The 24747-nt window shown below is 70.3% G+C and carries 24 protein-coding genes and 1 tRNA gene; 14 read left to right on the forward strand and 11 right to left on the reverse strand.

What is annotated here, in order from left to right; genetic code table 11:
- Positions 1-3 precede the first annotated feature (3 nt).
- Together argS and AB4Z02_RS04050 are read right to left on the reverse strand one after the other, a co-directional pair.
- Positions 4-1650: an arginine--tRNA ligase gene (gene argS / locus AB4Z02_RS04045; protein WP_441969474.1), complete on the reverse strand. Its 1647-nt coding sequence runs from the start codon at positions 1648-1650 to the stop codon at positions 4-6.
- A 20-nt stretch (positions 1651-1670) separates the two neighbouring features.
- The gene (locus AB4Z02_RS04050) at positions 1671-2087 is read right to left on the reverse strand and encodes a response regulator (RefSeq protein WP_056883510.1); all 417 of its coding nucleotides are present in this window, start codon (positions 2085-2087) and stop codon (positions 1671-1673) included.
- 57 nt (positions 2088-2144) lie between these two features.
- Between AB4Z02_RS04050 and AB4Z02_RS04055 the strand changes: the two genes are divergently transcribed.
- Together AB4Z02_RS04055 and AB4Z02_RS04060 are read left to right on the forward strand one after the other, a co-directional pair.
- Positions 2145-2216, forward strand: a tRNA-Arg gene (locus tag AB4Z02_RS04055).
- 202 nt (positions 2217-2418) lie between these two features.
- Positions 2419-3435, forward strand: a complete 1017-nt coding sequence (locus AB4Z02_RS04060; RefSeq protein ID WP_441969476.1) for a hypothetical protein — start codon at positions 2419-2421, stop codon at positions 3433-3435.
- 68 nt (positions 3436-3503) lie between these two features.
- On the opposite strand, the gene AB4Z02_RS04065 is transcribed toward AB4Z02_RS04060, so the two are convergent.
- Both AB4Z02_RS04065 and AB4Z02_RS04070 read right to left on the reverse strand, forming a co-directional pair.
- Positions 3504-4538 (reverse strand): hemolysin family protein, encoded by a 1035-nt coding sequence (locus AB4Z02_RS04065; protein ID WP_056883508.1) that lies wholly within the window; start codon positions 4536-4538, stop codon positions 3504-3506.
- Positions 4535-5908 carry a hemolysin family protein gene (locus AB4Z02_RS04070; RefSeq protein ID WP_441969478.1) on the reverse strand — a complete coding sequence of 458 codons (1374 nt, stop codon included), beginning with the start codon at positions 5906-5908 and terminating at the stop codon, positions 4535-4537. The genes AB4Z02_RS04065 and AB4Z02_RS04070 overlap by 4 nt, the downstream gene beginning before the upstream one ends.
- Positions 5909-6015: 107 nt before the next feature.
- Between AB4Z02_RS04070 and AB4Z02_RS04075 the strand changes: the two genes are divergently transcribed.
- From AB4Z02_RS04075 to AB4Z02_RS04100, 6 genes are all read left to right on the forward strand, one after another.
- The gene (locus AB4Z02_RS04075; RefSeq protein WP_441969480.1) at positions 6016-7008 is read left to right on the forward strand and encodes an ABC transporter ATP-binding protein; all 993 of its coding nucleotides are present in this window, start codon (positions 6016-6018) and stop codon (positions 7006-7008) included.
- Entirely contained in the window at positions 7005-7808 is an 804-nt protein-coding gene (locus AB4Z02_RS04080; protein WP_441969482.1) for an ABC transporter permease, read from the forward strand. The genes AB4Z02_RS04075 and AB4Z02_RS04080 overlap by 4 nt, the downstream gene beginning before the upstream one ends.
- A 208-nt stretch (positions 7809-8016) precedes the next feature.
- Positions 8017-11928 (forward strand): multifunctional oxoglutarate decarboxylase/oxoglutarate dehydrogenase thiamine pyrophosphate-binding subunit/dihydrolipoyllysine-residue succinyltransferase subunit, encoded by a 3912-nt coding sequence (locus AB4Z02_RS04085; protein ID WP_441969484.1) that lies wholly within the window; start codon positions 8017-8019, stop codon positions 11926-11928.
- A 189-nt stretch (positions 11929-12117) separates the two neighbouring features.
- Positions 12118-12258 (forward strand): hypothetical protein, encoded by a 141-nt coding sequence (locus AB4Z02_RS04090; protein WP_441969486.1) that lies wholly within the window; start codon positions 12118-12120, stop codon positions 12256-12258.
- Between the two features lie 66 nt (positions 12259-12324).
- Positions 12325-12501, forward strand: coding sequence for a DUF6104 family protein (locus tag AB4Z02_RS04095; protein WP_441969487.1), 177 nt, complete (start codon positions 12325-12327; stop codon positions 12499-12501).
- A gap of 36 nt (positions 12502-12537) precedes the next feature.
- Positions 12538-13188: a GDSL-type esterase/lipase family protein gene (locus AB4Z02_RS04100; RefSeq protein WP_441969489.1), complete on the forward strand. Its 651-nt coding sequence runs from the start codon at positions 12538-12540 to the stop codon at positions 13186-13188.
- Positions 13189-13244: 56 nt separating this feature from the next.
- Here the strand turns inward: AB4Z02_RS04100 and AB4Z02_RS04105 are convergent, their stop codons facing one another.
- From AB4Z02_RS04105 to rfbB, 3 genes are read right to left on the reverse strand one after another with little or no spacing between them, the layout of a single operon-like run.
- Positions 13245-14213 (reverse strand): zinc-binding dehydrogenase, encoded by a 969-nt coding sequence (locus tag AB4Z02_RS04105; RefSeq protein ID WP_441969491.1) that lies wholly within the window; start codon positions 14211-14213, stop codon positions 13245-13247.
- Positions 14214-14251: 38 nt separating this feature from the next.
- Positions 14252-15115: a dTDP-4-dehydrorhamnose reductase gene (rfbD, locus tag AB4Z02_RS04110; RefSeq protein ID WP_441969493.1), complete on the reverse strand. Its 864-nt coding sequence runs from the start codon at positions 15113-15115 to the stop codon at positions 14252-14254.
- Positions 15115-16110 carry a dTDP-glucose 4,6-dehydratase gene (gene rfbB, locus AB4Z02_RS04115; protein WP_441969495.1) on the reverse strand — a complete coding sequence of 332 codons (996 nt, stop codon included), beginning with the start codon at positions 16108-16110 and terminating at the stop codon, positions 15115-15117. The genes rfbD and rfbB overlap by 1 nt, the downstream gene beginning before the upstream one ends.
- Positions 16111-16163: 53 nt before the next feature.
- On the opposite strand from rfbB, the gene rfbA reads away from it, so the two are divergent.
- From rfbA to AB4Z02_RS04130, 3 genes are read left to right on the forward strand one after another with little or no spacing between them, the layout of a single operon-like run.
- Positions 16164-17042, forward strand: a complete 879-nt coding sequence (gene rfbA, locus AB4Z02_RS04120) for a glucose-1-phosphate thymidylyltransferase RfbA (RefSeq protein ID WP_441969497.1) — start codon at positions 16164-16166, stop codon at positions 17040-17042.
- Positions 17042-17674, forward strand: a complete 633-nt coding sequence (locus tag AB4Z02_RS04125; RefSeq protein WP_441969499.1) for a dTDP-4-dehydrorhamnose 3,5-epimerase family protein — start codon at positions 17042-17044, stop codon at positions 17672-17674. Before rfbA ends, AB4Z02_RS04125 begins: the two co-directional genes overlap by 1 nt.
- A 35-nt stretch (positions 17675-17709) precedes the next feature.
- On the forward strand, positions 17710-17862 hold the full coding sequence (locus AB4Z02_RS04130; RefSeq protein WP_441969501.1) for a hypothetical protein: 153 nt from the start codon (positions 17710-17712) through the stop codon (positions 17860-17862).
- Between the two features lie 17 nt (positions 17863-17879).
- Here AB4Z02_RS04130 and AB4Z02_RS04135 read toward each other — a convergent pair whose 3' ends face one another.
- Complete coding sequence (locus tag AB4Z02_RS04135; RefSeq protein ID WP_441969503.1) at positions 17880-19313, reverse strand: polysaccharide biosynthesis tyrosine autokinase; 1434 nt, start codon at positions 19311-19313, stop codon at positions 17880-17882.
- Positions 19314-19403: 90 nt separating this feature from the next.
- On the opposite strand from AB4Z02_RS04135, the gene AB4Z02_RS04140 reads away from it, so the two are divergent.
- The 3 genes from AB4Z02_RS04140 to AB4Z02_RS04150 are packed head-to-tail and all read left to right on the forward strand — an operon-like array spanning position 19404 to position 21419.
- Positions 19404-20231, forward strand: coding sequence for a hypothetical protein (locus AB4Z02_RS04140; protein ID WP_441969505.1), 828 nt, complete (start codon positions 19404-19406; stop codon positions 20229-20231).
- Positions 20228-20488: a hypothetical protein gene (locus AB4Z02_RS04145; RefSeq protein ID WP_156399910.1), complete on the forward strand. Its 261-nt coding sequence runs from the start codon at positions 20228-20230 to the stop codon at positions 20486-20488. The genes AB4Z02_RS04140 and AB4Z02_RS04145 overlap by 4 nt, the downstream gene beginning before the upstream one ends.
- Entirely contained in the window at positions 20481-21419 is a 939-nt protein-coding gene (locus tag AB4Z02_RS04150; RefSeq protein WP_441969507.1) for a hypothetical protein, read from the forward strand. The genes AB4Z02_RS04145 and AB4Z02_RS04150 overlap by 8 nt, the downstream gene beginning before the upstream one ends.
- A gap of 264 nt (positions 21420-21683) precedes the next feature.
- Here the strand turns inward: AB4Z02_RS04150 and AB4Z02_RS04155 are convergent, their stop codons facing one another.
- The 3 genes from AB4Z02_RS04155 to AB4Z02_RS04165 all read right to left on the reverse strand — a co-directional run bounded on the left by AB4Z02_RS04155 (position 21684) and on the right by AB4Z02_RS04165 (position 24727).
- Entirely contained in the window at positions 21684-22118 is a 435-nt protein-coding gene (locus AB4Z02_RS04155; RefSeq protein ID WP_441969509.1) for a hypothetical protein, read from the reverse strand.
- 214 nt (positions 22119-22332) lie between these two features.
- Positions 22333-24102: a DUF4012 domain-containing protein gene (locus AB4Z02_RS04160; RefSeq protein ID WP_441969511.1), complete on the reverse strand. Its 1770-nt coding sequence runs from the start codon at positions 24100-24102 to the stop codon at positions 22333-22335.
- Positions 24103-24112: 10 nt separating this feature from the next.
- Entirely contained in the window at positions 24113-24727 is a 615-nt protein-coding gene (locus tag AB4Z02_RS04165) for a hypothetical protein (RefSeq protein WP_441969513.1), read from the reverse strand.
- Between the last annotated feature and the right edge of the window lie 20 nt (positions 24728-24747).

Raw genomic sequence — 24747 nt, forward strand, 5'->3', positions numbered from 1 at the left:
GGGCTACATCCTGTCTGGTGCGGAGACCCCCAGGAGGTCCAGTCCGTTGGCCAAGACCTGACGCGTCGCGTCGTTGAGCCACAGCCGGCTGCGGTGCAGGTCGGTGACCTCCTCGTCGGCGGTCATCGGCCGCACGCGGCAGGTGTCGTACCACTTGTGGAAGTGGCCGGCGAGGTCCTCGAGGTAGCGCGCGACGCGGTGCGGCTCGCGCAGGTGGGCCGCCTGGGCGACGACCCGGGGGAAGTCGCCGAGGATGGCCAGCAGCGCCGCCTCGGTGGGGTCGCCCAGGAGCGACGGGTCGAAGCCGTCCTCACGCCGTACGCCGTCCTCCCCCGCCAGCCGTGCGACGTTGGACGTCCGGGCGTGGGCGTACTGCACGTAGAAGACCGGGTTGTCGTTGGTCTGCTTGCGCAGCTCCTCGCCGTCGAGCGACAGCGGGCTGTCGGCCGGGTAGCGCGACAGGGAGTAGCGGATCGCGTCGGTGCCGATCCAGCCGATGAGGTCGCGCAGCTCGATGATGTTGCCGGCGCGCTTGGACAGCTTGGCGCCGCCGAGGTTGACCAGCTGGCCGATCTGGACCTCGATGTTGTGCTCCGGGTCGTCGCCGGCGCAGGCCGCGATGGCCTTGAGCCGGTTGATGTAGCCGTGGTGGTCGGCCCCTAGGAGGTAGATCTTCTCGTCGAAGCCCCGGTCCTTCTTGGACAGGTAGTAGGCGGCGTCGGCGGCGAAGTAGGTCGGCTCGCCGTTGGCCCGGATCAGGACCCGGTCCTTGTCGTCGGTGAAGTCGGTCGTGCGCAGCCAGACCGCGCCGTCCTCGTCGAAGACGTGGCCCTGCTCGCGCAGCCGCTCGACGGCCTGCTCGACGGCGCCGGCGTCGTGCAGCGCGGCCTCGGAGAACCACACGTCGAAGTGCACCCCGAAGTCGGCGAGCGTGGCCTTGATGTCCTGCAGCTGCGCGGCGTACGCGAGCCGGCGCACCTCGGCGAGCGCCTCGTCGGCGGGGAGCTCGAGCAGGTCGGGCCTGGCCGCGAGCGCCTGCGCGGCGAGGTCGTCGATGTAGGCGCCGGGGTAGCCACCCTCGGGCGTGGGCTCACCCTTGGCCCTGGCGAGGACCGAGGCGGCGAACTTGTCCATCTGGGCGCCGGCGTCGTTGATGTAGTACTCCGCCGTCACCGTCGCGCCGGACGCCTTGAGGAGCCGGCTCATCGCGTCGCCCAGCGCCGCCCAGCGGGTGTGCCCCAGGTGCAGCGGGCCGGTCGGGTTGGCCGAGATGTACTCGAGGTTGATGACGTGTCCGGCCTCGGAGTCGTTGTGGCCGTAGGTCGTTCCCGCCTCGACGATGCTGCGGGCGAGCTCCCCCGCCGATGCCGCGTCGAGGGTGATGTTGAGGAACCCGGGTCCGGCGATGTCGACGGCCTTGACTCCGTCGACGCGGCCGAGGCGGTCGGCGAGCAGCGCCGCGACGTCGCGCGGCGGCATACCTGCGCCCTTGGCCAGCTGCAGCGCGACGTTGGTGGACCAGTCGCCGTGGTCGCGGTTCCTCGGTCGCTCCACGCGCACCTCCGCGGGCACGTCCACGGCGAGGTCGCCTGCGGCGACGGCGTCGGTGAGGGCGGTGCGCAGGGCAGCGGAGAGCTGTTCGGGGGTCACCGTGCAAGTCTAGGGCGACCTCAGGCGCCCACGGTGTGACCCCTGCCGCCCGCCATGTAGCCGCGGACGAGGTCGATGATGTCCTCGGGGTCGAACGGCTTGGAGACGAAGGCGTCGAAGCCGGAGGCGCGGGCCTGCACCCGGTCGTGCTGCTGCACCGAGGCCGTCACCATGATCACCGGGATGTCGGCCAGCCGGGGGTCGGCGCGGATGCGGCTGATGGCCCACCAGCCGTCGCGCGGCTCCATCTGCGCGTCGAGGGTGACCACCCCCGGCAGCGTCTCGCCGTGGTCGGCCCGGCGGGTCAGCACCTCGAGCAGCTCGCCGCCCTCGCTGGCCTCCTCGACCTCGAAGCCCTCGAGCTCCAGGTTGACCCGGATGAGGCGACGGATCGGCTCCGTGTCGTCGCAGACCACCACGAGTCCCCCGGGTTCCATGGAGCACACCCTAGGCTGCTAACCTCACCGAGCGCGTCCATCACCGGACGTGCATCGGCCCCCGTAGCTCAGGGGATAGAGCACCGCCCTCCGGAGGCGGGAGCGCAGGTTCGAATCCTGCCGGGGGCACCCAAAAAGGGCCGACCGCCACGCGGTCGGCCCTTCGCCGTGTCCGGACCGCACCCACCCCGCGTCGAGGTGGTGGCAGATCGTCCCGACCCGGCCCGGACGGGACGGTTTGCCACCACCTCGGCGAGGTTCCCGGGCGTCGCGGACCCGGGCCTGTGGATGACTGCGCACCGGTATGGCGCGCCTGCGCCACGCTGCGGTCATGCCTGGTCGCCCGACGCCGTTGCCCGCGGACCTGGCCGGGCGGGCCTTCAGCACCACCGAGGCGCTGTCTGCCGGGCTGACCCACGGCCGGCTGCGCGGCGGCGACCTCGAGCGACCGTTCCACGGTGTCCGGCGGCTGGCCACGACCACTCGAGACCTGTCGCTCCGCGACCCGGGTGCCCCAGTCCTCGACGTCCGGGCGCAGGTACAGGCAGATGCCTGGGCAGCGGCTCTCGTGCTGCCGGACGACGCCGCCTACTCGCACTGCACCGCGGCCCTGCTCCACGGCATACCGCTCCCCCGCAGCCACGAGCACGTCCGGCCACTGCACGTCATGCGCCCGACGGGCCGCAACCCGGTCGACCGTCCCGGCGTCAGGCCGCACCTCGGCCTGCAGTCGCGCCACCTGGTGGTCGTGCGTGGGCTGCGCCTGGTCTCGATGGCCGACACGTGGGTCGACCTCGGCAGCCTGCTCGGCGTGGAGGACCTCGTCGTCGCCGGCGACCGGGTGGCGCGGCTGACCGGGAGCACCGAGCCGCTGCGCGCGGCCCTCGACCGCCGCGGACGTGGCGCACGCGGTGTCCGCGGGTTGCGGGAGGCCCTGGCGTGGGTGAGGGTCGGCGCCGACTCGGCCATGGAGACGCGCAGCCGCCTGCTCTTCTGTCGTCACGGCCTGCCCGAGCCCGAGGTCAACGTCGCGGTCATGGCGGCCGACGGATCGGGCTTCCTGTGCCGGGGCGACTTCGTCTGGCGAGAGCGCAACGTGGTCGCGGAGTACCAGGGCGCTCACCACTTCGGCAGCTTCCGCCGGGGCGACGACGACATCAGCCGCCGGCTGCTCGTGGAGGACGACGGCTGGAAGTACGTCGAGCTGACCCGCTCGGACCACACCAACCCGGCTCGGCGACACGCCCTCCTGCGCCGGCTGGCTGCCTACCTCGGCGTCGAGGTGGTGGCAGATCGCCCTCATCCCGCCTGGACGGGACGGTTTGCCACCACCTCGACGTGTGGGTGAGGCGAGGTCCGGGCTGACGGGTGACCTCGACGTGTGGGTGAGGCGAGGCGCAGGTGGCGGAGGGCGGCTCAGCGCTGGGAGGCGTCGGTGACCTCGCCGACGAGCTCCTCGATGACGTCCTCCAGGAAGACGACGCCGATGGTCACCCCGTCGGTGTCGACCACCCGGGCCAGGTGGGCGCCGGTCAGCTGCATGGTCCGCAGCACGTCCTCGACCTCGTCGGCCGCCTGGACGGTGGCCAGCTTGCGGACGCGCTTGACCGGGACGGCGATGTCGCGCTCGGTGTCGTCGGCGTAGAGCACGTCCTTGAGGTGCAGGTAGCCGGCGAGCCCACCCGCGCGGTCGACGAGCGGGTAGCGCGAGAAGCCGCGCTTGGCCACCAGCCGCTCGACGTCGTCGGGCGTCGCGGTGACCGGCAGGGTCACGAGGTCGTCGAGGGGCACGGCGACGTCGACCGCGTCCTTGTCGCTGAACTCCAGCGCCGCACCGACCAGCCCGTGCTGGCCCTCCTCGATCAGCCCCTCGTGGTGGCTCTCGGCGAGGATGTGCTCGACCTCCTCGACCGTGAACGTCGAGGTGATCTCGTCCTTGGGCTCGACCCCGAACAGCCGGACCAGCGCCTTGGCCAGGTGCTCCATCACCGAGATGACGGGCCGCAGCGCCCGGGTGATGACCAGCAGCACCGGCACCAGGACCAGCGCCGAGCGCTCGGGTCCGGCGAGCGCGAGGTTCTTGGGGATCATCTCGCCGACCACGACGTGCAGGTAGACGACGATGAGCAGCGCGAGCGCCAGGGCTGCCCCGTCGGCGACCCCGGTCGGGAGCGACAGGTGCCTGACCACGGGCTCGAGGGCGTGGTGCAGGGCCGCCTCGGAGATGGCACCGAGCAGCACCGAGCAGACGGTGATGCCGAGCTGGGCGCAGGCGAGCAGCGACCCCATCTGCTCGAGGGCGTCGAGGCAGGTCTGGGCGCGGCGGGACCCCGCGGCGGCCAGCGGCTCCAGGGTGGAGCGGCGTGCGGCCATCGCCGCGAACTCGGCCCCCACGAAGAACGCGTTGAGCAGGAGCAGCAGGACCGTCACCCAGACGGCGGCGACGCTCACGGCCGCTCCCCCTCGGACTGGGCGGACGCCGTACCCGTCGGCGGGGCACCACGGGCGCCCTCCTCGCCCTCGGCGGGCTCCTGCGCGCGGAAGCGCAGCCGGTCCGCGCGCATGCCGTCCATGGCCAGGACCGTGATCTCCCACCCGGGGATGCTCACCGTGTCGCCGACGACGGGTATGCGGCCGAGCTCGGCCATCACGAACCCGCCCGTGGTCTCGTAGGCGGGACCGTCGGGCACCTCGGCGCCGAGGCGGTCGCGCACCTCGTCGGGGCGCCACAGCCCGGGCACGGTCCACGACCCGTCGGTCAGCTCGCGGCCGGTCGTCCGGAACACGTCGTGCTCGTCGGACACCTCCCCCACGATCTCCTCGACGACGTCCTCGAGGGTGACGATGCCGGCGGTCCCGCCGTACTCGTCGACGACGATGGCTAGCTGGAGCCCGTGCTCGCGCAGCATGAGCAGCAGCGGGTCGAGCCGGATCGTCTCGGGCACGAGCAGCGGCGGCACCATCAGCGCGGAGACGGGGACGTCGGGGCGCCGCTCGTGCGGGACGGCGATGGCGCGCTTGACGTGGACGACGCCGTCGATGTCGTCCCAGTCCTCGCCGGTGACGGGGAAGCGGGAGTGGCCGGTACGGCGCGCGAGCCGGACGACGTCGTCGGCGGTCGCGGTGCGCTCGATGGACGACGACCGGGCGCGCGGGCTCATGACGTCAGCCGCGGTCTGCTCACCGAAGCCGAGTGAGCGCGTCACGAGCCGGGCGGTGCCCTCGTCGAGCGTCCCCGCCTCGGCCGACCGGCGCACCAGGGAGGCGAGCTCCTGCGGGGTCCGCGCCCCGGACAGCTCCTCCTGCGGGGTGATGCCGAGGGCGCGCAGGAAGAGGTTGGCGGAGCCGTTGAGGACCACGATCAGGGGGCGCGAGACGAGGGCGAACGCGCGGACCGGCATCGTCACGACCTTGGCCGTCGCGAGGGGCGCCGATATCCCCAGGAACTGCGGCAGCAGCTCGCCGAAGACCATGGAGAACACGGTCGCGATGGCCAGGGCGAGCGTCGAGGAGACGGAGTCGAGGGTCGTCCCGGCGAGGCCGAGCGACCCGAGCGGCGTCTGCAGGAGCTTGCCCAGCGAGGGGGTGGTGAGGAACCCCAGGATGAGGGTGGTCAGCGTGATGCCCACCTGCGCCGCGGACAGCTGGGTCGACAGCCGGCGCAGCGACCCCAGCACGGTCTCGGCACGACCGTCGCCGGCGTCGATCGCCTTCTGCACCGTCGGGCGGTCCAGTGCGACGAGCGAGAACTCGGTCGCCACGAAGACAGCGGTCCCGACCGTCAACCCCACGCCGGCAAGGACCAGCAACCATTCGGTCATAGTGCGGCCATCCTAGGGTCGCGCGACGCGCCGGGGACAAACCGCGTTGACCCTCCCCCTGCGTCAGTTGGGAGGATGACGCCCATGCACCTGAGACCGGGGGAACGATGACCACCACCACACCGACCACACCGACGAGCGGCGCGCACGGCGCCGGGCGCATCGAGGTCCGCAACCTCACCAAGCGCTTCGGCAGCTTCACCGCCGTCGACGACCTGTCCTTCACCGTCGAGCCCGGCCGCATCACCGGCTTCCTCGGGCCCAACGGCGCCGGCAAGACCACGACCCTGCGCATGCTGCTCGGGCTGATCACGCCGACGAGCGGGGCTGCCACCATTGGCGGTCGGCGCTACCACGACATCGACGCGCCGATGGCGACCGTGGGCTCGGCCCTCGAGGCCACGAACTTTCACCCCGGCCGCACGGGCCGCAACCACCTGCGGGTCCTCGCGGACACCATGGGCGTGGGTGCGGGCCGCGTGGACGAGATGCTCGAGCTGGTGGGCATCCCGGCGGCTGCCCGCAAGCGCGCGGGCGGCTACTCGATGGGTATGCGGCAGCGCCTGGGCCTCGCCGCGGCTCTCCTGGGCGACCCGCAGGTCCTCATCCTGGACGAGCCCGCCAACGGCCTCGACCCCGAGGGCATCCGCTGGCTGCGCGGGTTCCTGCGCCACCTCTCGAGCCAGGGCAAGACCGTCCTCATCTCCAGCCACATGCTCCAGGAGGTCGAACAGACCGTCGACGACGTCGTCATCATCTCCAACGGCCGCCTCGTCAAGCAGGGCGCCATGAGCGAGCTGCACGGCAGCGGTGGCGCCATCGTGAAGACCACCGACGCGGACGCGCTGGCCGGCGCCCTGCGGGTCGCCGACCTGACCAGCTCGGCCCAGGACGGGGGGCTGCTCGTGGACACCGCCGACCTGCGCCTCGTCGGCGACGTCGCCCTGAGGGCCGGCCTGCCGGTCTACGAGCTCCGCGCCGCCACGACCGACCTGGAGGACGTCTTCTTCCAGCTCACCGAGGGCACGAACCGCAATCTCGGCGAAGGGACCTCCACCGAGGGGCAAGCCCTCGCCGGACAGGAAGGGGCACACGCATGACCGCCGCCGTCCGCGCCGAGCTGCGCAAGTTCTTCACCACCCGCATGTGGTGGGGCATGGCCATCGCGATGTTCGTCGCCGGAGCCAGTCTCGCGGTCGCCTTCGGCTTCCTGCTGACCAGCGACGCCGCAACCGGTGGTGGCGAGGGCGCCCCGACGGGCACCGCCGAGCAGATCGCCAACAGCGTCTACACCGGCGGCCTCAGCCTGGGATACCTCCTCACGCTGACCATCGGCGTCATGCAGATCGGCTCCGAGTACCGGCACAAGACCATCACCAGCACGTTCCTGGGGGTGCCTCGTCGCGGAAGGGTGATGGGCGCCAAGGTCATCGCCCTGCTCGGCATCGGCGCGATCTACGGCCTGATCTCGCTCGTCGGCTCCGTCATTGCCGGGGCCATCGTCCTCAACGCCCGCGGCTTCGAGCCGTTCCCGTCCTCGGGCGTCTTCCGCACCCTCGCGCTCAGCCTCCTCGTCCTGGGCCTCTGGGCGCTGATCGGCCTCGGCGCCGGCATCCTCATCCCCAACCAGGTGGCGGCCCTGCTCATCTCGGTGGGCGTCGCGTGGATCGTCGAGCCCATCGCCCGGGTGCTGCTCGGCCTGTGGGAGTTCGGGCGCGAGCACATCGTCGAGTACATGCCCGGCGCGGCCACCAACTCGATGGTCAACGGCGTCACCCAGAGTGGTGCTGACGCCGCCCCCCAGCTCGCCTGGTGGGGAGGAGCGCTGGTGCTGGCCGCGTATGCCGCGGTGCTGGCCGGGTTCGGTTCCTGGCGGACGGTCCGCAGCGACATCAGCTAGTCGACCACCCTCCCGCGTATGGTCGTGGGGCCGGTTTCCGCGAGGAGGCCGGCCCCGCGGCATACCCGCAGGTGGGGAGGGGTATGGCGCGGCCGCCGCGCCCCGTCTCGCGGCGGCTCACCCGGATGACGCCGAGCACGCCGACGGGGATAGGCTGGGGGGACCCATTGCCCGTCATTGTCGACGCTACGAAAGAGGCGTATCCGCCGTGCCCGACCAGTCCCCGACCAGCGACCCCATGGCGGCCTTCGGGCCGAACGAGTGGCTCGTGGACGAGCTCTATGAGCAGTACAAGAACGACAAGAACTCCGTCGACAAGGCGTGGTGGTCGTTCTTCGAGGACTACCAGCCGTCGGAGGGCGAGGGCAACGGGTCGGTGAACGGCGGCACGTCGTCGGCCCCGACCGCGCAGGCCCCGACCGCCCCGGCCGCGTCGAAGCCCGCCGCGCAGGAGAGCGCCCCGGCCCCGGCAAGCGCCCCGGCCCAGGCCGCCAAGCCGGCCTCGGCGAGCGCCCAGCCGGCCACCACCGCGAAGGCATCGTCGGCCACCGACTCGGGCAAGCCGCAGGCGACGAGCACCGACCGCTCCGACGCGAAGACCGACACCGCGGTCGCGGACAAGCCGGAGGACAAGGAGGCCGCGGCCGCCAAGGAGCAGCCCAAGCCCCGCGACCCCGAGGTCCCCAAGGCCACCGGCCCGGTCAACCAGGACGAGGTCAAGCCGCTGCGTGGCGCCAGCGCCCGCACGGTGACCAACATGGAGTCGTCGCTGACGGTGCCGACCGCGACCAGCGTGCGCGCGGTCCCGGCCAAGCTCCTGATCGACAACCGCGTCGTCATCAACAACCACCTGGCGCGCTCGCGCGGTGGCAAGGTGTCGTTCACCCACCTCATCGGCTACGCCCTGGTCAAGGCGCTGGGCCACATGCCGGAGATGAACAACGGCTACACCACCGACGAGAAGGGCAAGCCGGCGCTGGTCGTGCCCGGCCACGTCAACCTCGGCCTCGCCATCGACATGGCCAAGCCCGACGGCACCCGCCAGCTGCTCGTCCCCTCGATCAAGTCCGCCGAGTCGATGGACTTCGCGCACTTCTGGACCGCCTACGAGGACGTCGTCAAGAAGGCCCGCGGCGGCAAGCTGACCGTCGAGGACTTCCAGGGCACCACCCTCACCCTGACCAACCCGGGCACGATCGGCACCGTCCACTCGGTGCCGCGCCTGATGGCCGGACAGGGCGCGATCATCGGCGTCGGCGCGCTCGAGTACCCCGCCGAGTGGCAGGGCGCGAGCCAGGAGACCCTCAACCGCAACGCCGTATCCAAGATCCTCACCCTGACCAGCACCTACGACCACCGCATCATCCAGGGCGCGCAGTCCGGTGACTTCCTGCGGATCGTGCACCAGCTGCTGCTCGGCGAGAACGGCTTCTACGACGAGATCTTCGAGTCGCTGCGCCTGCCCTACGAGCCGGTCCGCTGGGTCCAGGACATCTCGGCCCACCACGACGACGACGTCAACAAGACGGCGCGCGTGCAGGAGCTCATCCACGCCTACCGCGTGCGCGGCCACCTCATGGCCGACACCGACCCGCTGGAGTACCGCCAGCGCCGCCACCCCGACCTCGACGTGACGTCGCACGGGCTCACCCTGTGGGACCTCGAGCGCGACTTCGCGACGGGTGGCTTCGGTGGGGCGCCGATGCTGCGCCTGCGCAAGATCCTCGGCATCCTGCGTGACTCCTACTGCCGCACCATCGGCACCGAGTACATGCACATCCAGGACCCCGAGCAGCGCCGCTGGCTGCAGGCCAAGATCGAGGTCGGCTACGCCAAGCCGGGTCCCGACGAGCAGCTGCGGATCCTGCGTCGCCTTAACGCCGCCGAGGCGTTCGAGACGTTCCTGCAGACCAAGTTCGTGGGCCAGAAGCGGTTCAGCCTCGAGGGTGGCGAGTCGGTCATCGCGCTGCTCGACCGCATCCTGTGCCGCGCCGCCGCCGACTCCATGGACGAGGTGTGCATCGGTATGCCGCACCGCGGGCGCCTCAACGTGCTCGCCAACATCGCGGGCAAGTCCTACGGCCAGATCTTCCGCGAGTTCGAGGGCAAGCAGGACCCCAAGTCCGTGCAGGGCTCCGGCGACGTGAAGTACCACCTGGGCACCGAGGGCGAGTTCGTCGCCGAGGACGGCAGCAAGACCAAGGTCTACCTCGCGGCCAACCCCTCCCACCTCGAGGCCGTCAACCCGGTGCTCGAGGGCATCACCCGCGCCAAGCAGGACCGCCTCGACCTCGCCGGTGAGGACTTCACCGTGCTGCCGTTGCTCATGCACGGTGACGCGGCGTTCGCCGGCCAGGGCGTCGTGGCGGAGACGCTCAACCTGTCGCAGCTGCGCGGCTACCGCACCGGCGGCACGATCCACGTCGTCATCAACAACCAGGTCGGGTTCACGACCTCGCCGAGCGCCTCGCGGTCGAGCACCTACTCCACCGACGTCGCGCGCATGATCCAGGCGCCGATCTTCCACGTGAACGGTGACGACCCGGAGGCCTGCGTCCGCGTGGCCGAGCTGGCCTACGAGTTCCGGCAGGAGTTCAACAAGGACGTCGTCATCGACATGGTGTGCTACCGCCGCCGTGGCCACAACGAGGGCGACGACCCGTCGATGACCCAGCCGCTGATGTACAACCTCATCGAGGCCAAGCGCTCGGTCCGCAAGCTCTACACCGAGGCCCTCATCGGCCGTGGCGACATCGGGCAGGAGGAGGCCGAGGCGGCGCTTCGCGACTACCAGCAGCAGCTGGAGCGCGTGTTCGTCGAGACCAAGGCCGCCCTCAAGGAGGCTTCCGAGGAGGCCACCAACCCCACGCTGGCCGGCACCGACGCCGAGGGTCACTCCGGCCTCGAGCCGCCGTCGGCGCAGGCGAAGGACACCAGCACCCGGGCCGCCGACCAGACGGCCATCACCGCCGACGTTCTCCAGCACATCGGTGACGCGTTCGTGAACCCGCCGCCCGGTTTCACCGTGCACCCCAAGCTGGCGCAGGCGATGGAGAAGCGCGCGGCCTCGATGCGCGACGGTGGCATCGACTGGGCCACCGGCGAGCTCGCGGCGTTCGGGTCGCTGCTCATGGAGGGCACCCCGGTGCGCCTCGCCGGGCAGGACAGCCGCCGTGGCACGTTCGTCCAGCGCCACGCGGTGCTCATCGACAAGAGCACCGCCGAGGAGTGGACGCCGCTGCTCTACCTCGGCGACGGCCAGGCCCGGTTCTGGGTCTACGACTCGTTGCTGTCGGAGTTCGCGGCGATGGGCTTCGAGTACGGCTACTCGGTCGAGCGCCCTGACGCGCTCGTGCTGTGGGAGGCGCAGTTCGGCGACTTCTTCAACGGCGCGCAGACGGTCGTCGACGAGTTCATCTCCTCCTCGGAGCAGAAGTGGGGCCAGCGCTCGTCCGTCGTGCTGCTGCTCCCCCACGGCTACGAGGGCCAGGGACCGGACCACTCCTCGGCGCGTATCGAGCGCTTCCTGACCATGTGCGCCGAGGACAACATGACGGTGGCCTACCCGTCGACGCCGGCGAGCTACTTCCACCTGCTGCGTCGCCAGGCCTACGCCCGTCCGCGTCGTCCGCTCATCGTCTTCACCCCGAAGTCGATGCTGCGGCTCAAGGCGGCGAGCAGCATGCCGGAGGACTTCACCACCGGCACGTTCCGCCCGGTGCTGCCCGAGCGCAAGCAGCTCGACGCCTCCGGGGTGACGCGGGTGCTGCTCGCGAGCGGCAAGGTGGTCTACGACCTCGAGGCCGCCCGCGACAAGGCCGACGACGGCGCGACCGCGATCGTGCGGGTGGAGCAGCTCGCTCCCCTGCCGGCCAAGGAGATCGCCGTCGAGCTCGCGAAGTACCCGAACGCCGACGTGGTCTGGGTGCAGGACGAGCCCCGCAACCAGGGCGCGTGGCCGTTCATGGCGCTAAACCTGCCGCAGGCCCTCGCCGACCTCGGCGAGACCCGCGCCCTGCAGGTGGTGTCGCGCAAGGCCTCGGCCTCGCCTGCCACCGGGTCGAGCAAGCGCCACGCCGAGCAGCAGGCCGAGCTGATCGCCGCAGCCCTGGCGCGCTGACCGACAAGCACAACCAGACGCAACGACAGGTATGCCGCGTGGCCCACGGGCCGCGCGGCATACCTGTGTCCAAAGCGAACTCATCTGGCGTTACACGGAGAAAGAGCCGGACACCTCGTTCTTCCGGTGGGGGCCGAACCGGCCGATCGACTGAGGCGGGGGCCTGCTGGGCGCTGGGAGGATCCGGGGGTGCAGCCGATCACTGACACCAAGCCAGCGCCCAGCGCCCGCGACCGCCGCGGCGAGCGGCGCCGCCGTCTGGTGTCCGCGCTGCTGGTCGCCTTCGCAGCCGTCGACGCCGTCCTCATCTACGAGGCGATGACGAAGTAGGCGCTCGTGTCGCCGTGGGCGCGTGCCCTCGTCAGGCTGGGGGCCGCGCCCCGTTAGTGTTGCAGCGTGTACTTCACCGATCGTGGAATCGAGGAGCTCGCTACGCGACGGGGCGAGGAAGAGGTCTCCTTCGAGTGGCTGGCCGAGCAGCTGCGGACGTTCGTCGACCTCAACCCCGAGTTCGAGACCCCCGTCGAGCGGCTGGCCACCTGGCTGGCCCGGCTCGACGACGATGACGAGTGAACGAGACGACCAGATGACGACGATGAGGACCAGCGCGTGAGCGAGCCCACCTTCACCCCGAGTGCCGAGTTCCAGGTCGCCGCCGACGGGCCCCGCGACGTCGCGATGGTCTTCCTCGGCGCATCGATGGTGGCCGGGGTCGGCGACCCCAAGGGCCAGGGCTGGGTGTCCCGCGTCGTGGGGCGCACGCACCACCCCGACCTCGAGCTCACGGCATACAACCTCGGCGTCCGCGGCGACACCTCGGCGGACATCCTCGGGCGCTGGAAGAGCGAGTGCGCGCCGCGCTGGCGCGGCCGCTCGGAGAAGCGCCTGGTGATCTCGGTCGGCACCAACGACGCCGCATCCGGCGTGACGCTCGCCCGCCACCGGCTCAACCTCGCCAACATCCTCGACGACGCGGCGAGCGCCGGCATCGGCACGTTCGTGGTCAGCCCTCCCCCGACCGACGACGACGAGCTCAACACCAAGCTCGACGTCCTCGTGGAGGCACAGGCCGACGTCTGCAACCGGCGCGACGTGCCGTTCGTCGACTGCTACCGACCGCTGCTGGGGCACGAGCAGTGGCGCACCGACCTGGCGGCGAGCCGGGTGGCGCACCACCCGGGGCAGGCGGGGTACGGCCTCATCGCGTGGCTGGTGCTCCACAACGGCTGGTACGACTGGCTGCAGATCTCACCCAGCTGACCCTGCCCACGGGCGGCCCGCGCCACGCGTCGGCCGCCCCCGCCCGTGGGCGCCAGTCAGACGGTGAAGACGATCTTGCCGAAGACGTCGCCGGCGGCCATCTTCGCGAACCCGTCCCGCGCCTGCGCCAGCGGCATGACCGAGTCGACCACCGGCTCGATACCCCGGTGCGCGACGAACTGCGCGAGCCGCTCGAGCTCGCCGCGGGTGCCCATCGTGGAGCCGACGACGCGCAGCTGCTTGAAGAAGATCTTCGTCAGCTCGGCCTTCGCCGGGGCGTCGCCGGAGGTGGCGCCGGAGATGACGATGGTGCCGCCGGGGTTGAGCGAGTTGACCGAGTGCGACCAGGTCGCGGCGCCGACGGTCTCCATCACGGCGTCGACCCGGGCCGGCAGGCGCTCACCGCTGCCGAACGCACGGTCGGCGCCGATCTCGAGGGCCCGGCGCCCCTTCTCCTCGTCGCGCGCGGTGACCCACATGCGGTACCCGGCGGCGTTGCCGAGCTGCACGAGGGCGGTGGCCACACCGCCGCCCGCGCCCTGGACCAGCACGGTCGCGCCGGGCGTCAGGGCGGCGTTGGTGAACAGCATCCGGTAGGCCGTGAGCCACGCGGTGGACAGGCAGGCCGCGTGCTCCCACGAAAGACCCTCGGGCTTGGGGACGAGGTTGCCGACGGGCACGCTGACCTTCTGGGCCAGCGTGCCGTCGTGCAGCTCGGACAGCAGGGTGCGGCGGGGGTCGAGGGTCTCGTCGCCGCGCCAGCCGTCGCTGGGGATGACCGCGTGGACGATGACCTCGTTGCCGTCGGGGTCGACGCCGGCGCCGTCACAGCCGAGGACCATCGGCAGGCGGTCGGCCGGGAGGCCCACCCCGCGCAGCGACCAGACGTCGTGATGGTTGAGGCCAGAGGCGCGCAGCGAGACGGTGGTCCAGCCCTCGCGGGGCTCGGGGTCGGGGCGCTCCCCCACCTCGAGGCCGGAGAGCGGGTCGTCGGCGGACTGGCTGGAGGCGTAGGCAGCGAGCATGCCTTCGACCCTAGTCCGAGGTCCTCCTGCGCGCGGGATCAGGACGGGTCGATGACGTCCGGCAGGGCGCGGGCCAGGCTCTCGCGCCACTCGGGCAGCGGGGCGATGCGCGCCATGCGCCAGGCGTCGTGGCCGAGCACGCTGTACGCCGGACGTGGAGCAGGCAGCGGAAAGGCATCACTCGTGGTGGGCTTGACCCGGTCGGGGTCGAGCCCGAGGAGGGTGAATACCTCCCGGGTGAGGCCGTACTTCGACGTCTCACCTCGGCTCGTCGCGTGCCAGATGCCGAAGGGGGCGTCCTGTTCGACCAGGCGCAGGATCGCCTCGGCCACGTCCATCGTCCACGTCGGCTGCCCTCGTTGGTCGTCCACCACCGACAGCGTCTCGTGCGACTGCGCGAGACGGGCCATGGTCCGCACGAAGCTGGGGCCGCTGCCGCCGTAGAGCCACGCGGTGCGGACGGTCCAGGCACGCGAGCAGTGCGCCTGCACCGCCCACTCCCCTGCCGCCTTGGACCGCCCGTAGGCCGACAGGGGCGCGAGGGGTGCGTCCTCGGCATATGGCTCGTCGGCGTCGCCGGCGAACACGTAGTCGGTGGAGACGTGCACCAGGCGTGCACCCGTCTCGCGACAGGCGGCAGCGACGTTGGAGGCCCCGATCGCGTTGACCGCGAACGCCTGCGCCTCGTGCGTCTCGGCCTCGTCGACGGCGGTGTATGCCGCGCAGTTCACGACCACGTCGTGGCCGCGGACCGCGTCACGCACGGCGTCGGCGTCGGTGATGTCGAGGTCTGCGCGGGTCGGGGCCGTCACGTCCTTGTCGGGGACGCCGCTGAGGGCGAGCGCGACCTGGAGGTCGAGGCCGAGCATGCCGGCCGCGCCGGTGACGAGCCAGCGAGCCATCAGCGGCCGAGCCGGGCGTAGCGGGCCTCGGCGGCCCCCTTGGCGGCACGCCACCAGTGCTGGTTGTCCTCGTACCAGGCAATCGTGTCGGCGAGGCCTGAGCGGACGTCGGGGTGCGCCGGACGCCAGTCGGTCTCGGTGCGCAGCTTGGTCGCGTCGATGGCGTAGCGCAGGTCGTGGCCGGGGCGGTCCGGCACGTGGTCGTACCAGTCGGCGGGCTTGCCCATGAGCTCGAGGATGAGGCCGATGATGTCGCGGTTGTTCATCTCGCCGTCGGCGCCGATGAGGTAGGTCTCCCCGAGCCGGCCCTGCTCGATGATGGTGATGACGGCGTCGTTGTGGTCGTCGACGTGGATCCAGTCGCGGACGTTGAGCCCCTCGCCGTAGAGCTTGGGCTTCACCCCGTCGATGATGCCAGTGACCTGGCGCGGGATGAGCTTCTCGACGTGCTGGCGGGGGCCGTAGTTGTTGGAGCAGTTGGAGACCGTCGCCTTGAGGCCGAACGACCGGATCCACGCCCGCACCAACAGGTCTGCGCTGGCCTTGGACGCGGAGTAGGGGCTCGAGGGGTTGAGAGGTGTCGACTCGGTGAACTTCGCGGGGTCGTCGAGCTCGAGGTCGCCGTAGACCTCGTCGGTCGACACGTGGTGCATCCGCTTGTCGTGGCGACGAACCGCCTGGATCAGCTGGTAGGTGCCGATGATGTTGGTGTCGATGAACGGCCAGGGGTCGTCGAGCGAGTTGTCGTTGTGCGACTCGGCGGCGAAGTGGACGACCAGGTCGTGCGCGGCCACGAGCTCGTCCACCAGATGGGGGTCGGCGACCGAACCCTTGACGACCTTGACGTCCTCGGCGACCGGCTCCAGCGACGAGAGGTTCGCGGCGTAGGTCATCGAGTCGAGGACGGTGAGCCGCCAGTCAGGTCGCACCTGACGTGCCCTGATGACGAAGTTGGACCCGATGAACCCTGCCGCACCGGTGACGAGGACCTTCATGCGGGGAGGTTATCGGAGCGAGCCCGCGTGGCCGGTCAGTATGGTCTGTCCCCATGAAGGGGATCATCCTGGCCGGCGGATCCGGCACGCGACTGCACCCGATCACGCTCGGGATCAGCAAGCAGCTCATGCCGGTCTACGACAAGCCGATGATCTACTACCCGCTGTCCACCCTGATGATGGCCGGCATCCGGGAGGTGCTCGTCATCACGACCCCGGAGGACGGCCCGCAGTTCGAGCGGCTCCTGGGTGACGGCTCCCAGTGGGGCATCGAGCTGACGTATGCCGTGCAACCCAAGCCCGAAGGCCTGGCCCAGGCGTTCATCATCGGCGCGGACTTCATCGGTGACGACTCGGTCGCCCTCATCCTCGGCGACAACATCTTCTACGGCAGTGGGCTCGGCACCGCCTTGCACGCCAACACCGTCGTCGAGGGGGGCCACATCTTCGCCTACCACGTGACCGAGCCGTCGGCCTATGGCGTCGTCGAGTTCGCCCCGGACGGCACCGTGCTGTCCATCGAGGAGAAGCCGGCACGGCCCAGGTCAAGCTACGCCGTTCCGGGTCTCTACTTCTATGACAACGACGTCGTCGGACTCGCCCGTGACCTGACGCCCAGCTCGCGCGGGGAGCTCGAGATCACCGCCATCAACGACGCCTACCTGCGCCGCGGCGACCTCAGTGTGACCGTCCTGCCTCGCGGGACAGCTTGGTTCGACACGGGGACCTTCGAGGGGCTCATGAACTCGGCGCAGTTCGTCCACGTGGTGGAGCAGCGGCAGGGCCTCAAGATCGGGTGCGTGGAGGAGATCGCCTGGCGCAACGGGTGGCTCGACGACGAGGAGCTGGCTTCCAGGGCGCAGTCCCTGGGCAGGAGTGGCTACGGCGCCTACCTGACAGAGCTGCTCACCGAAGCGAACGGCGCCGCCTGATGGAGATCCGGCCACTGGCCATCGCCGACGCCTTCGAGATCACCCCGCGGCAGCTTGTGGACGATCGGGGTCGGTTTCTCGAGTCCTTCCGCGGCGACCTGCTCGCCGAGGCCATCGGCCACCGCCCGGACATCGTCCAGACCAACGTGTCGGTGTCGTCCCGCGGGACGGTGCGCGGCATCCACTTCGCCGACGTGCCCCCCTCGCAGGCGAAGTACATCACCGTCCTGAGCGGATCACTGCTCGACTTCGTCGTGGACATCCGCGTCGGCTCTCCCACCTTCGGGCGGTGGGAGGCGGTCCTGCTCGACACCAAGGACCGGCGTGCGGTCTACCTCCCCGAGGGCATGGGCCACGCGTTCGCCGCCCTGGAGGACAACACGACGGCGATGTACCTGGTCACCACCCCCTACACCCCGAGCCGCGAGCACGGCATCCACCCGTTGGATCCCGCGATCGGCCTGCACCTGCCGGAGGGGATGGAACAGCCGCTGCTCTCAGCGAAGGACCAGTCGGCGCCCACGCTTGCGGAGGCCGAGGCGCAGGGTCTGCTTCCCACGTATGCCGCCTGCCGGGAGTACTACGCGCAGCTCGCGAGTCGGAAAAACGGCTCGTTGCAGACGCACTCTTGACCGCGCCTTGACCCGTCGGGACGTACGGTTCGGCCATGCCCCTCCGGAACCAATGTCCCGTCTGCCTGTGGTCGGTGCGCGCCCAGGACGGGGTCGTCGTCGAGCACGACCGCACGCTGCTCGGCATGGTCGAGCGCTGCACCGGCTCGGCCAAGCCCGCCCCCGCCACCGCCGCCGCCGCCAGATAGGGCTGTTTGGGGCCGGCCTATCGCGTGGCGGGCTCGTGGGCCGCGGGGGCGACCGGCCGCTGCGGGCGCTCCTCGAGCGGTGCGTAGTTCCCGCTGTAGTAACCGGCGCTGGAGCTCTTCGGCGAGACGCGGTTGAGCACGACTCCGAGCGTGTGTCCGTTGACGGCACCGAGGTTGGCCAGCGCGTCGCGCAGCTGGGTGTCGAGCGTGTGGCCGGCACTGACGACGACCAGCGCACCATCCGCTGACGCGGTCAGCACCGCGGCGTCCGTCACCGGCAGCAGCGGCGGGGCGTCGACGATGACGGTGTGGCTCTCCCCCAGCCGTTCGAGCAGCCGTCGCATGGCCTTCGAGCCGAGCATCTCGCTGGGGTTCGGCGGCACGCGGCCGGCGGCCAGCACCGACAGGTTGGGCAGATCACCCACCTGCTGGACCACCTCTTCGAACTCCACGCTGCCAATGAGCACGTCGGTCAGGCCGAGCCCCTCGATGAGCCCGAAGCTGTCGGCGATGACCGGCCGCCGCAGGTCACCGTCGATCAGCACCACGCGACGGTCCGACATCGACAGTGCAGCCGCGAGGTTCATGGCGACGGTGGACTTGCCGTCGCCGGGCAGCGGGCTGGTGATGACGATGACCCGTGGCGGGTTGTCGATGTCCATGAACTGCAGGTTGGTGCGCAGCTTCAGGAACGACTCGGCAGAGTGCACGGGGTCCTTCTCGCCCCGCGGCCCGGCCACGACCAGCGGCACCAGTCCACCCTTCTTCCGCACCAGCGCGGAGGTCTCCGGGATCGCCCCGGCGACCGTGACGCCGAAGTCGCGCTCGACCACCTCGGGCTCGCGGACCCGCCGGTCGAGCTGGCTGCGCAGCAGCGCGTAGCCCAGACCCAGCATGAGCCCGAGCACGAAGCCGAGGGCGAGGTTGCGTCGGGTGTTGGGTGAGACCGGTGCGCCGGGCAGCGCGGCCGACTCGATGGGCACGACACGCAGGGCCTGCGCCGCCTTGCCGCTCGGGTTCTCGACGGCTTGCACCTGACGGGCCAGGGCGGCCACCCAGGCGTCGGCCAGCTGCTGCGCCCCGCGTGGGGTCGCGGCCCGCGCGCTGATCTTGAGCAGCACGGTGTCGAGAGGCTGCTGCACAGAGATGCGGCCGATCAGGCCGGCCGGCTGGGCGTCGAGGCCGAGCGCCTGGATGACGTCCTGGGCCGTCGCCCGGCTCTTGGCGAGGTCGACGTAGGAGGTGGCGCGCGACTTGGCCAGCGAGTCACCCACGGAGGCCTCACCGGGGTTGCTGCTCGCCCCGGCGCTGACGAACCCGCTCGCGTCGGCCTGGTAGACCTTCGGCGTGGTGAGGCTCACCCCACCAGCGACGGCAACCCCGAGCAGCACGAACGCGACGATGCCCTTCCAGTAGGCGCGGGCAACGCGTAGGTAGTCGGTGAGTTCCACGGCGGGTGAGTCCCTTCAAGACAGCGCTCCAGCGGCGCGAGGTGCAGCAAAGGGAGGCTAACTGCGGGTCTGCTCCCTTAGGGTCGGACTGTGGTAATTCCAACCGATCACCCGAGGACGCCCCCGATCCGCCTGGTTGCCCTGGGGGCAACGGTGGCGGTGGCCGTCGAGGGCAACAGGGCGGACGCCGCCATCGCCGAGATCGAGCGCGTATGGCACTTGTGCGCAGCGCCCGAGGGCGACGGCTTCGACGCCGTGGTGCGGGTGACCCACGACGACTGCAGCGAGACGGTCACCGACCTCGAGGCGGGGGTCGTGGCCGGGCAGGTGCTGCCCGACCTCATGCAGCTCCTCACCCAAGCCGTCACCAGGGCCGCCATCGACGCCCAGATGGGTCGACTCGTCATGCTGCATGCTGCCGGCATCCAGTCTCCTGACACCGGCGCCGTGGTGGCCCTGGTGGGACCTGGTGGCACCGGCAAGACGACGCTCATCCGCACGCTGGGTCCGGGCCGCGGGTACGTCTCCGACGAGACCGTGGCCGTGACCGCGGACGACACGGTGCTCCCCTACCCGAAGCCGCTGTCCATCCGTCGCCAGCCGGCCGGCCTGTGGAAGGACGAGACCGATCCGTTGGAGCTGGGGGTCTTGGCGCCCGCGCCGCAGGGGTCCCTCGTGGCGGTCGTGCTGCTCGACCGACAAGACGGGTATGCCGGTCCGCCGGCCGTGGAGGCCGTGCCGACGCTCGATGCCATCGCCGCTCTCACGCCTGAGACCTCGCACCTGCCGGAGATGGAGAAACCGTTGCAGCGCATGGCCGCCCTGTGCGACAACGTCGGTGGTGTGGTGCGGGTGACCTACGCCGAAGCCGAGGACCTCGCTCCCCTGGTGGATGGCTGGCTGGAGACGGGCGCATGAGGGCGCGCAGGGTCCCGGTGCACGACGAGGTGGTCCGCGACGGCGAGTCGGTGGTGCTTCTCGGACGCCAGGTCATCCGGCTGTCGGCCATCGGCACGACGTTGCTCGAGCTGACCGGGGACTGGCGTGACGTCGACGAGCTGACGGTCGACCTGACCGACCGGTTCGGCCACCCGCCCACGGGCCACAGCGCGACGGAGATGACGGAGGCAGCGCTCCAGGCGTTGCAGCAGCAGGGACTGGTCGAGCTTGGCTGAGACCGCCGAGCTGCGGCTGTCGGAGGCAGTGCCGCTGGCACATGCCCTGGTGGCGCGGCTCGCGGAGCTCGAGGGCGTCCGCATCCTGTTCATCAAGGGCCCGACCGCAGTGGCGCTCGGCGCACGGCCCCCGCGTCCCTCCAGCGACGTCGACGTCTTGTGCGAGCCCGGCGGCCTCGAGCGACTGGGACCCTCTCTGGAGCGCTGCGGCTGGCGACGACGCGTGCCAAAGAGCAGCGCGGCGCAGCTAGATCACGCTGCGAAGTACCTCTTTGACCACTCCGTCCACTACATCCACGACGAGTGGCCCTGTGACCTTGACATCCACTTCAACTTCCCTGGATTCCTCGCGCCGGAAGACGTCGTGTTCGAGGAGCTGTGGACACGGCGCATCACGCTGGATGTCGCGCACTGGCCAGTCCCCTGTGCCGATTTCCTCGCCCAGGCGGCCATCGTTGCGCTGCACGCCCTGCGCGATCCGCAGTTCGGCCCCACGCACGCGGACGTCGAGTTCGTCACGGCTGCGCTCGATCGAGGGGGCCGCGACTTATGCCGTGCATTTGCGGGCCTAGCCGCAGCCACGGGAAGTTCTGAGACCCTGCACCCCGTGCTGGACCGTCTCGGAACAGCCCCAATTGAGAGCAACGCGGAGCCCGAGCTTCTGCGACGTTGGCGGGTTCTACAGCAGAGCTCAGGCGTCCCCACGTCTTCATGGCTCATCGAGCTGCGACACCGACCCTGGCGCGAAAAGCCACGGCTGGCCTGGCGCGCGCTCTTGATGCCATCAGACGAGCTGTTCAGCGCACACGTGGGTCTGCCTCGCACCAGAAGGAACATTGCGCGGCTCCAGGCCGAGCGCTGGCTTCGCGCCGCCCGATATCTCGCCCGCGGCATACGAGCCGCCCGCCGCGCGGATCAGGCAGCACCGTGACAGAAGCTGCCAGTGTCTGGTCCCGCGCGCCAGGAGTGGCCTTTGTCGACGACGGCGACCGCATCGTCCTCTTGGATCTGAGAGGTACTCTTCAACCTCGCCTGCTCTCTGCAGCGGCTTCTTTGGTCTGGCGCTCACTCAACCGAAGTTGCAGTGTCGAGGAACTGTCTCAGGCACTTGGGCCGCAAGCCCTTGAGGATATGGCGGACGTACGAGGAATGTTGCTGGGGCTCCAGGAGGCCGGCGTCGCAATATGCCGAAGGGTCAGGCCAAGGTGACGGTCTGGGTCACCAGCGGGTCATCCAACACCCGAAAAGTAAGGGCGAACTCGTCCCCCTTCTTGTTGGCCGATCCCCCGGCAGCGGCGTACACGGGGACTGATGTCGTGCCCGTGGCGACATCCACAACTGTCCCGGTTATCAGGTTCTGGCTGCCGCCATTCTTGTAGAGCGTGAGCAACTGTATAGCCACGCTCGTCGTGCGAGTATTGCTGACGGTGAGGCTGAGGCTCCAGCCTGACCCTTGACCGCCCGAAGAGATGAAGGTGGTCGTTGGCACTCCGGAGGCGGCTGCAGCAGGCGCTGCCGTAGCGACGATGACCACCGGCACGGTCCAAGCCACGCCCTTGGCAATCGTCCGGCGGTCAATCTCGCGGGCTCCCGACGCGGGCTGCTTGACGGTCGGGTCTTCCTTGTGCATGCTGCCCCCTGCTCCAAGCGTCAGGCGCCAGTGCCTGTCGCGGTTGAGGAGAAACTAGACGGAACGTCAGTGAATGACCCGTGTTTGGTAAAGGTTCCTTAAAGTCTCAGCCCTGAATGCCCCATTTTAGATGCCCGATAGCGCCGAAAGAACGACCCCTTCCTAGTCCCTTTGGCCAGCCGCGACAGAGGCAGCCAATTAGACACCACCCGCTTTAGCGACAGCCCGCGCCGGGTTGGATCATCGTCGTCTGCGGGATAACGAGCGGTTGCACCAACGTCGTCACCGGCCCGCGCGCTGTTACGGGTTCGGCGATCTTCATGCTGAGGGTCCGGGTCTGCCCCGGCTGGATCTCCACGGTGGCTGTGAACACGGGGCGCCCTCGCTCGGAGTCAACCGCGAGCAGGGCCTGCTTCCCATCGAGCCTCGCATCGGAGAAGCCCGCGCCCTTCGTGGCGTAGTAGCTCACCAGGAGGAGGTTGGCTCCCTTGGCCGTGGGCACCAGTGGATGGTCAGCCCGGCCGGCGACGTAGTTGCTCAGGCCTGACTTGGGGGCACGGTTGGTGACGCGGATCGTGACAGTCGCCGCGTGCTTCCCCGAAACGCCGCATGCTGCCCCGCGGTAGGTCACGTCGCGCGCGAGGTAGTAGTCCAGCTTGTTGCCACCGGCATTGTTGATGACGACGCCCGCGTACAGGTCCTTGGTGTCGCTGAGGGCGCCCCCTATCTGGTGCGCGGCAAGAACCTTCTGCTCGGCCGCGCGGGTGCTGAAGACGAGCAGGCGCCGCTGGTTGGTCGCCGTGCGCAGCGCGGCGGCGGACTTGCTCGGCTGCGTGGGCACAGCGCGCAGGATCTGGTCGGCGGCAGCCTTCGCCGCCCCGATCAGGTACTGCTTGCGCTCTGCGGGATCGGCGAAACGCTGGTAGGCGTCCCGTTCGGTGAGCGCGACGACGTTCGCGGCCGACACCGAGCCGCCGTCGGGCAAGCGCGCCGGGCCGCTGACCCCGAGGAGGAGCGACAGGACGACAGGATCCACCGCGGCTGCACCATCGAGGCGCTCGCCGGTCTTGGCCTCCCAGTAGCGCATCAGCAGTTGGGCGTCGTCGGGAAAGTGCGGGCTGACGGTGGTGTTGCCGAAGTAGCGGCCCGGGTCAGCCCCGGCGTACTGGGTCGCGTATCCCGCGCTCAGCCCTGAGAGCGGCACCCGAATTCCGGTGAAGTCGCCGGACACCCCGTAGTGGACGATCGACACCCTGCCACGGGCGGCCCGGACTATCGCGTAGACACCGGGCAGGCCGCCGGCGCCCCTCGCCTCCGAGTTGTTCTGGAACGCCAGAAGGTACTGGCGCGGCCCCTTGGAGCCGAGCATGGGCGGGAGCACTGTCATCACGTCGTGAGCCGCGGTCAGCTGGCCCGTGAGGGTTTCGAGCTGACCGATCAGCTGGGTGCGTCCGCGGTCGACGGGGCCAATCCGGCTGACCGGCAGCGCTTGCGCATCGTCCAAGATGTCTATGGCGGTCTGCTGCGCCCGGCCGAGCGGGGCCGCCGCGGTGGTGATCGGGCTCAGGTTGATGCCCCCGGCAGCTTGTTTGAGGTCCGCGTGCAGCACGTCGTCTCGAGCGGTCACCAAGGGAGGAAGCACCAAACGCGCAACCCCGTCGACTGCACGTGCGGCCCCTTGCACCGTCGCGAACGGACGACCGAGAAGCGGCACCTTGGTTGCCAGCTTCCACGGCAGCGCCTGGGTCGCGTGATGAGCCGCCGCGGACTCGGACTGGACGCCGCGCAGCTGACTGCCCAGCTGCGCAGGGGTGGACTCGGCGCGCACCATCGAACTACCCAACAGACCGACCGCCACCTGCGCGTTGCGCAGGTGGCGGTCGGTCTGGATGGCCAGGTAGGCGAGGACAATGCCGTAGAGAACCGCGACGATCGCCGCGGCGAACCCGGCTTTGCGAAGCCGGTGGCGTCGACCCGGCGTCAAAACGGAAGGGTCAGGCGGCGGCGTTGACGCGCTTGCGGCGCTTGCTCGCCACGGTGAGGGCGCCGCCACTGAGGAGCAGAAGGGCGCCGACACCCGCGGTCTTGGCTGTGTCAGACCCCGTGAAGGCGAGGGAGCCGTTACCGGAGGGAACCGGCGCCGCAGCGGGGGCCGCAACGATGGTGAAGGACACGGATCGCTCCGCTCCAGAAGTGGCACCGACGACCGTCAAGGTGTGCTGGCCGAGGGAGACCTGCGGGACGGTGAAGCTCCCCTTGGCCACGCCTGCGGGGGTGACCGTGGTGGTGTCTACGACGACGGGGGTCGAGTGCACCGTCGCGGTCGCCTTCTCACCCGGGGTGTAGCCGGCGCCGCGGTAGCTGACGGTCTGGCCGACCACCACTTGGCTGTCGCTGATGGTCAGGGTGCAGGAAGCCGGCGGGTAACCGCCCACGCAGTCCGCCGCGCTCGCGGGCCCGGCGAAGCTAATGACGCTTCCGGTCAGAGCGGCAGAAAGGCCGATGGTCACTGCAGCAGCTTTCATACCGCGCATGGTTGTTTTCCCCTCGTACAAGAATCGGTGAGCGTTCGCGCGAAACGTACCATTGATCAGGGTTGTCTCGTGCACTTCGCCAGCCTGAAGGACCG

The organism is Pedococcus sp. 2YAF34 (assembly GCF_052114585.1).
GTDB lineage: Bacteria > Actinomycetota > Actinomycetes > Actinomycetales > Dermatophilaceae > Pedococcus.

Excerpts from the sequence above, each read along its gene's own strand:
- AB4Z02_RS04105 (WP_441969491.1), bottom strand. The coding sequence starts at position 14,213 with ATGCTCGCTGCCTACGCCTCCAGCCAGTCCGCCGACGACCCGCTCTCC.
- AB4Z02_RS04145 (WP_156399910.1), top strand. The coding sequence starts at position 20,228 with ATGAGGGCGCGCAGGGTCCCGGTGCACGACGAGGTGGTCCGCGACGGC.
- AB4Z02_RS04155 (WP_441969509.1), bottom strand. The coding sequence starts at position 22,118 with ATGCACAAGGAAGACCCGACCGTCAAGCAGCCCGCGTCGGGAGCCCGC.
- AB4Z02_RS04125 (WP_441969499.1), top strand. The coding sequence starts at position 17,042 with ATGGAGATCCGGCCACTGGCCATCGCCGACGCCTTCGAGATCACCCCG.
- AB4Z02_RS04130 (WP_441969501.1), top strand. The coding sequence starts at position 17,710 with ATGCCCCTCCGGAACCAATGTCCCGTCTGCCTGTGGTCGGTGCGCGCC.
- rfbB (WP_441969495.1), bottom strand. The coding sequence starts at position 16,110 with ATGAAGGTCCTCGTCACCGGTGCGGCAGGGTTCATCGGGTCCAACTTC.
- AB4Z02_RS04080 (WP_441969482.1), top strand. The coding sequence starts at position 7,005 with ATGACCGCCGCCGTCCGCGCCGAGCTGCGCAAGTTCTTCACCACCCGC.
- AB4Z02_RS04050 (WP_056883510.1), bottom strand. The coding sequence starts at position 2,087 with ATGGAACCCGGGGGACTCGTGGTGGTCTGCGACGACACGGAGCCGATC.
- rfbD (WP_441969493.1), bottom strand. The coding sequence starts at position 15,115 with ATGGCTCGCTGGCTCGTCACCGGCGCGGCCGGCATGCTCGGCCTCGAC.
- AB4Z02_RS04060 (WP_441969476.1), top strand. The coding sequence starts at position 2,419 with ATGCCTGGTCGCCCGACGCCGTTGCCCGCGGACCTGGCCGGGCGGGCC.
- rfbA (WP_441969497.1), top strand. The coding sequence starts at position 16,164 with ATGAAGGGGATCATCCTGGCCGGCGGATCCGGCACGCGACTGCACCCG.
- AB4Z02_RS04075 (WP_441969480.1), top strand. The coding sequence starts at position 6,016 with ATGACCACCACCACACCGACCACACCGACGAGCGGCGCGCACGGCGCC.
- AB4Z02_RS04070 (WP_441969478.1), bottom strand. The coding sequence starts at position 5,908 with ATGACCGAATGGTTGCTGGTCCTTGCCGGCGTGGGGTTGACGGTCGGG.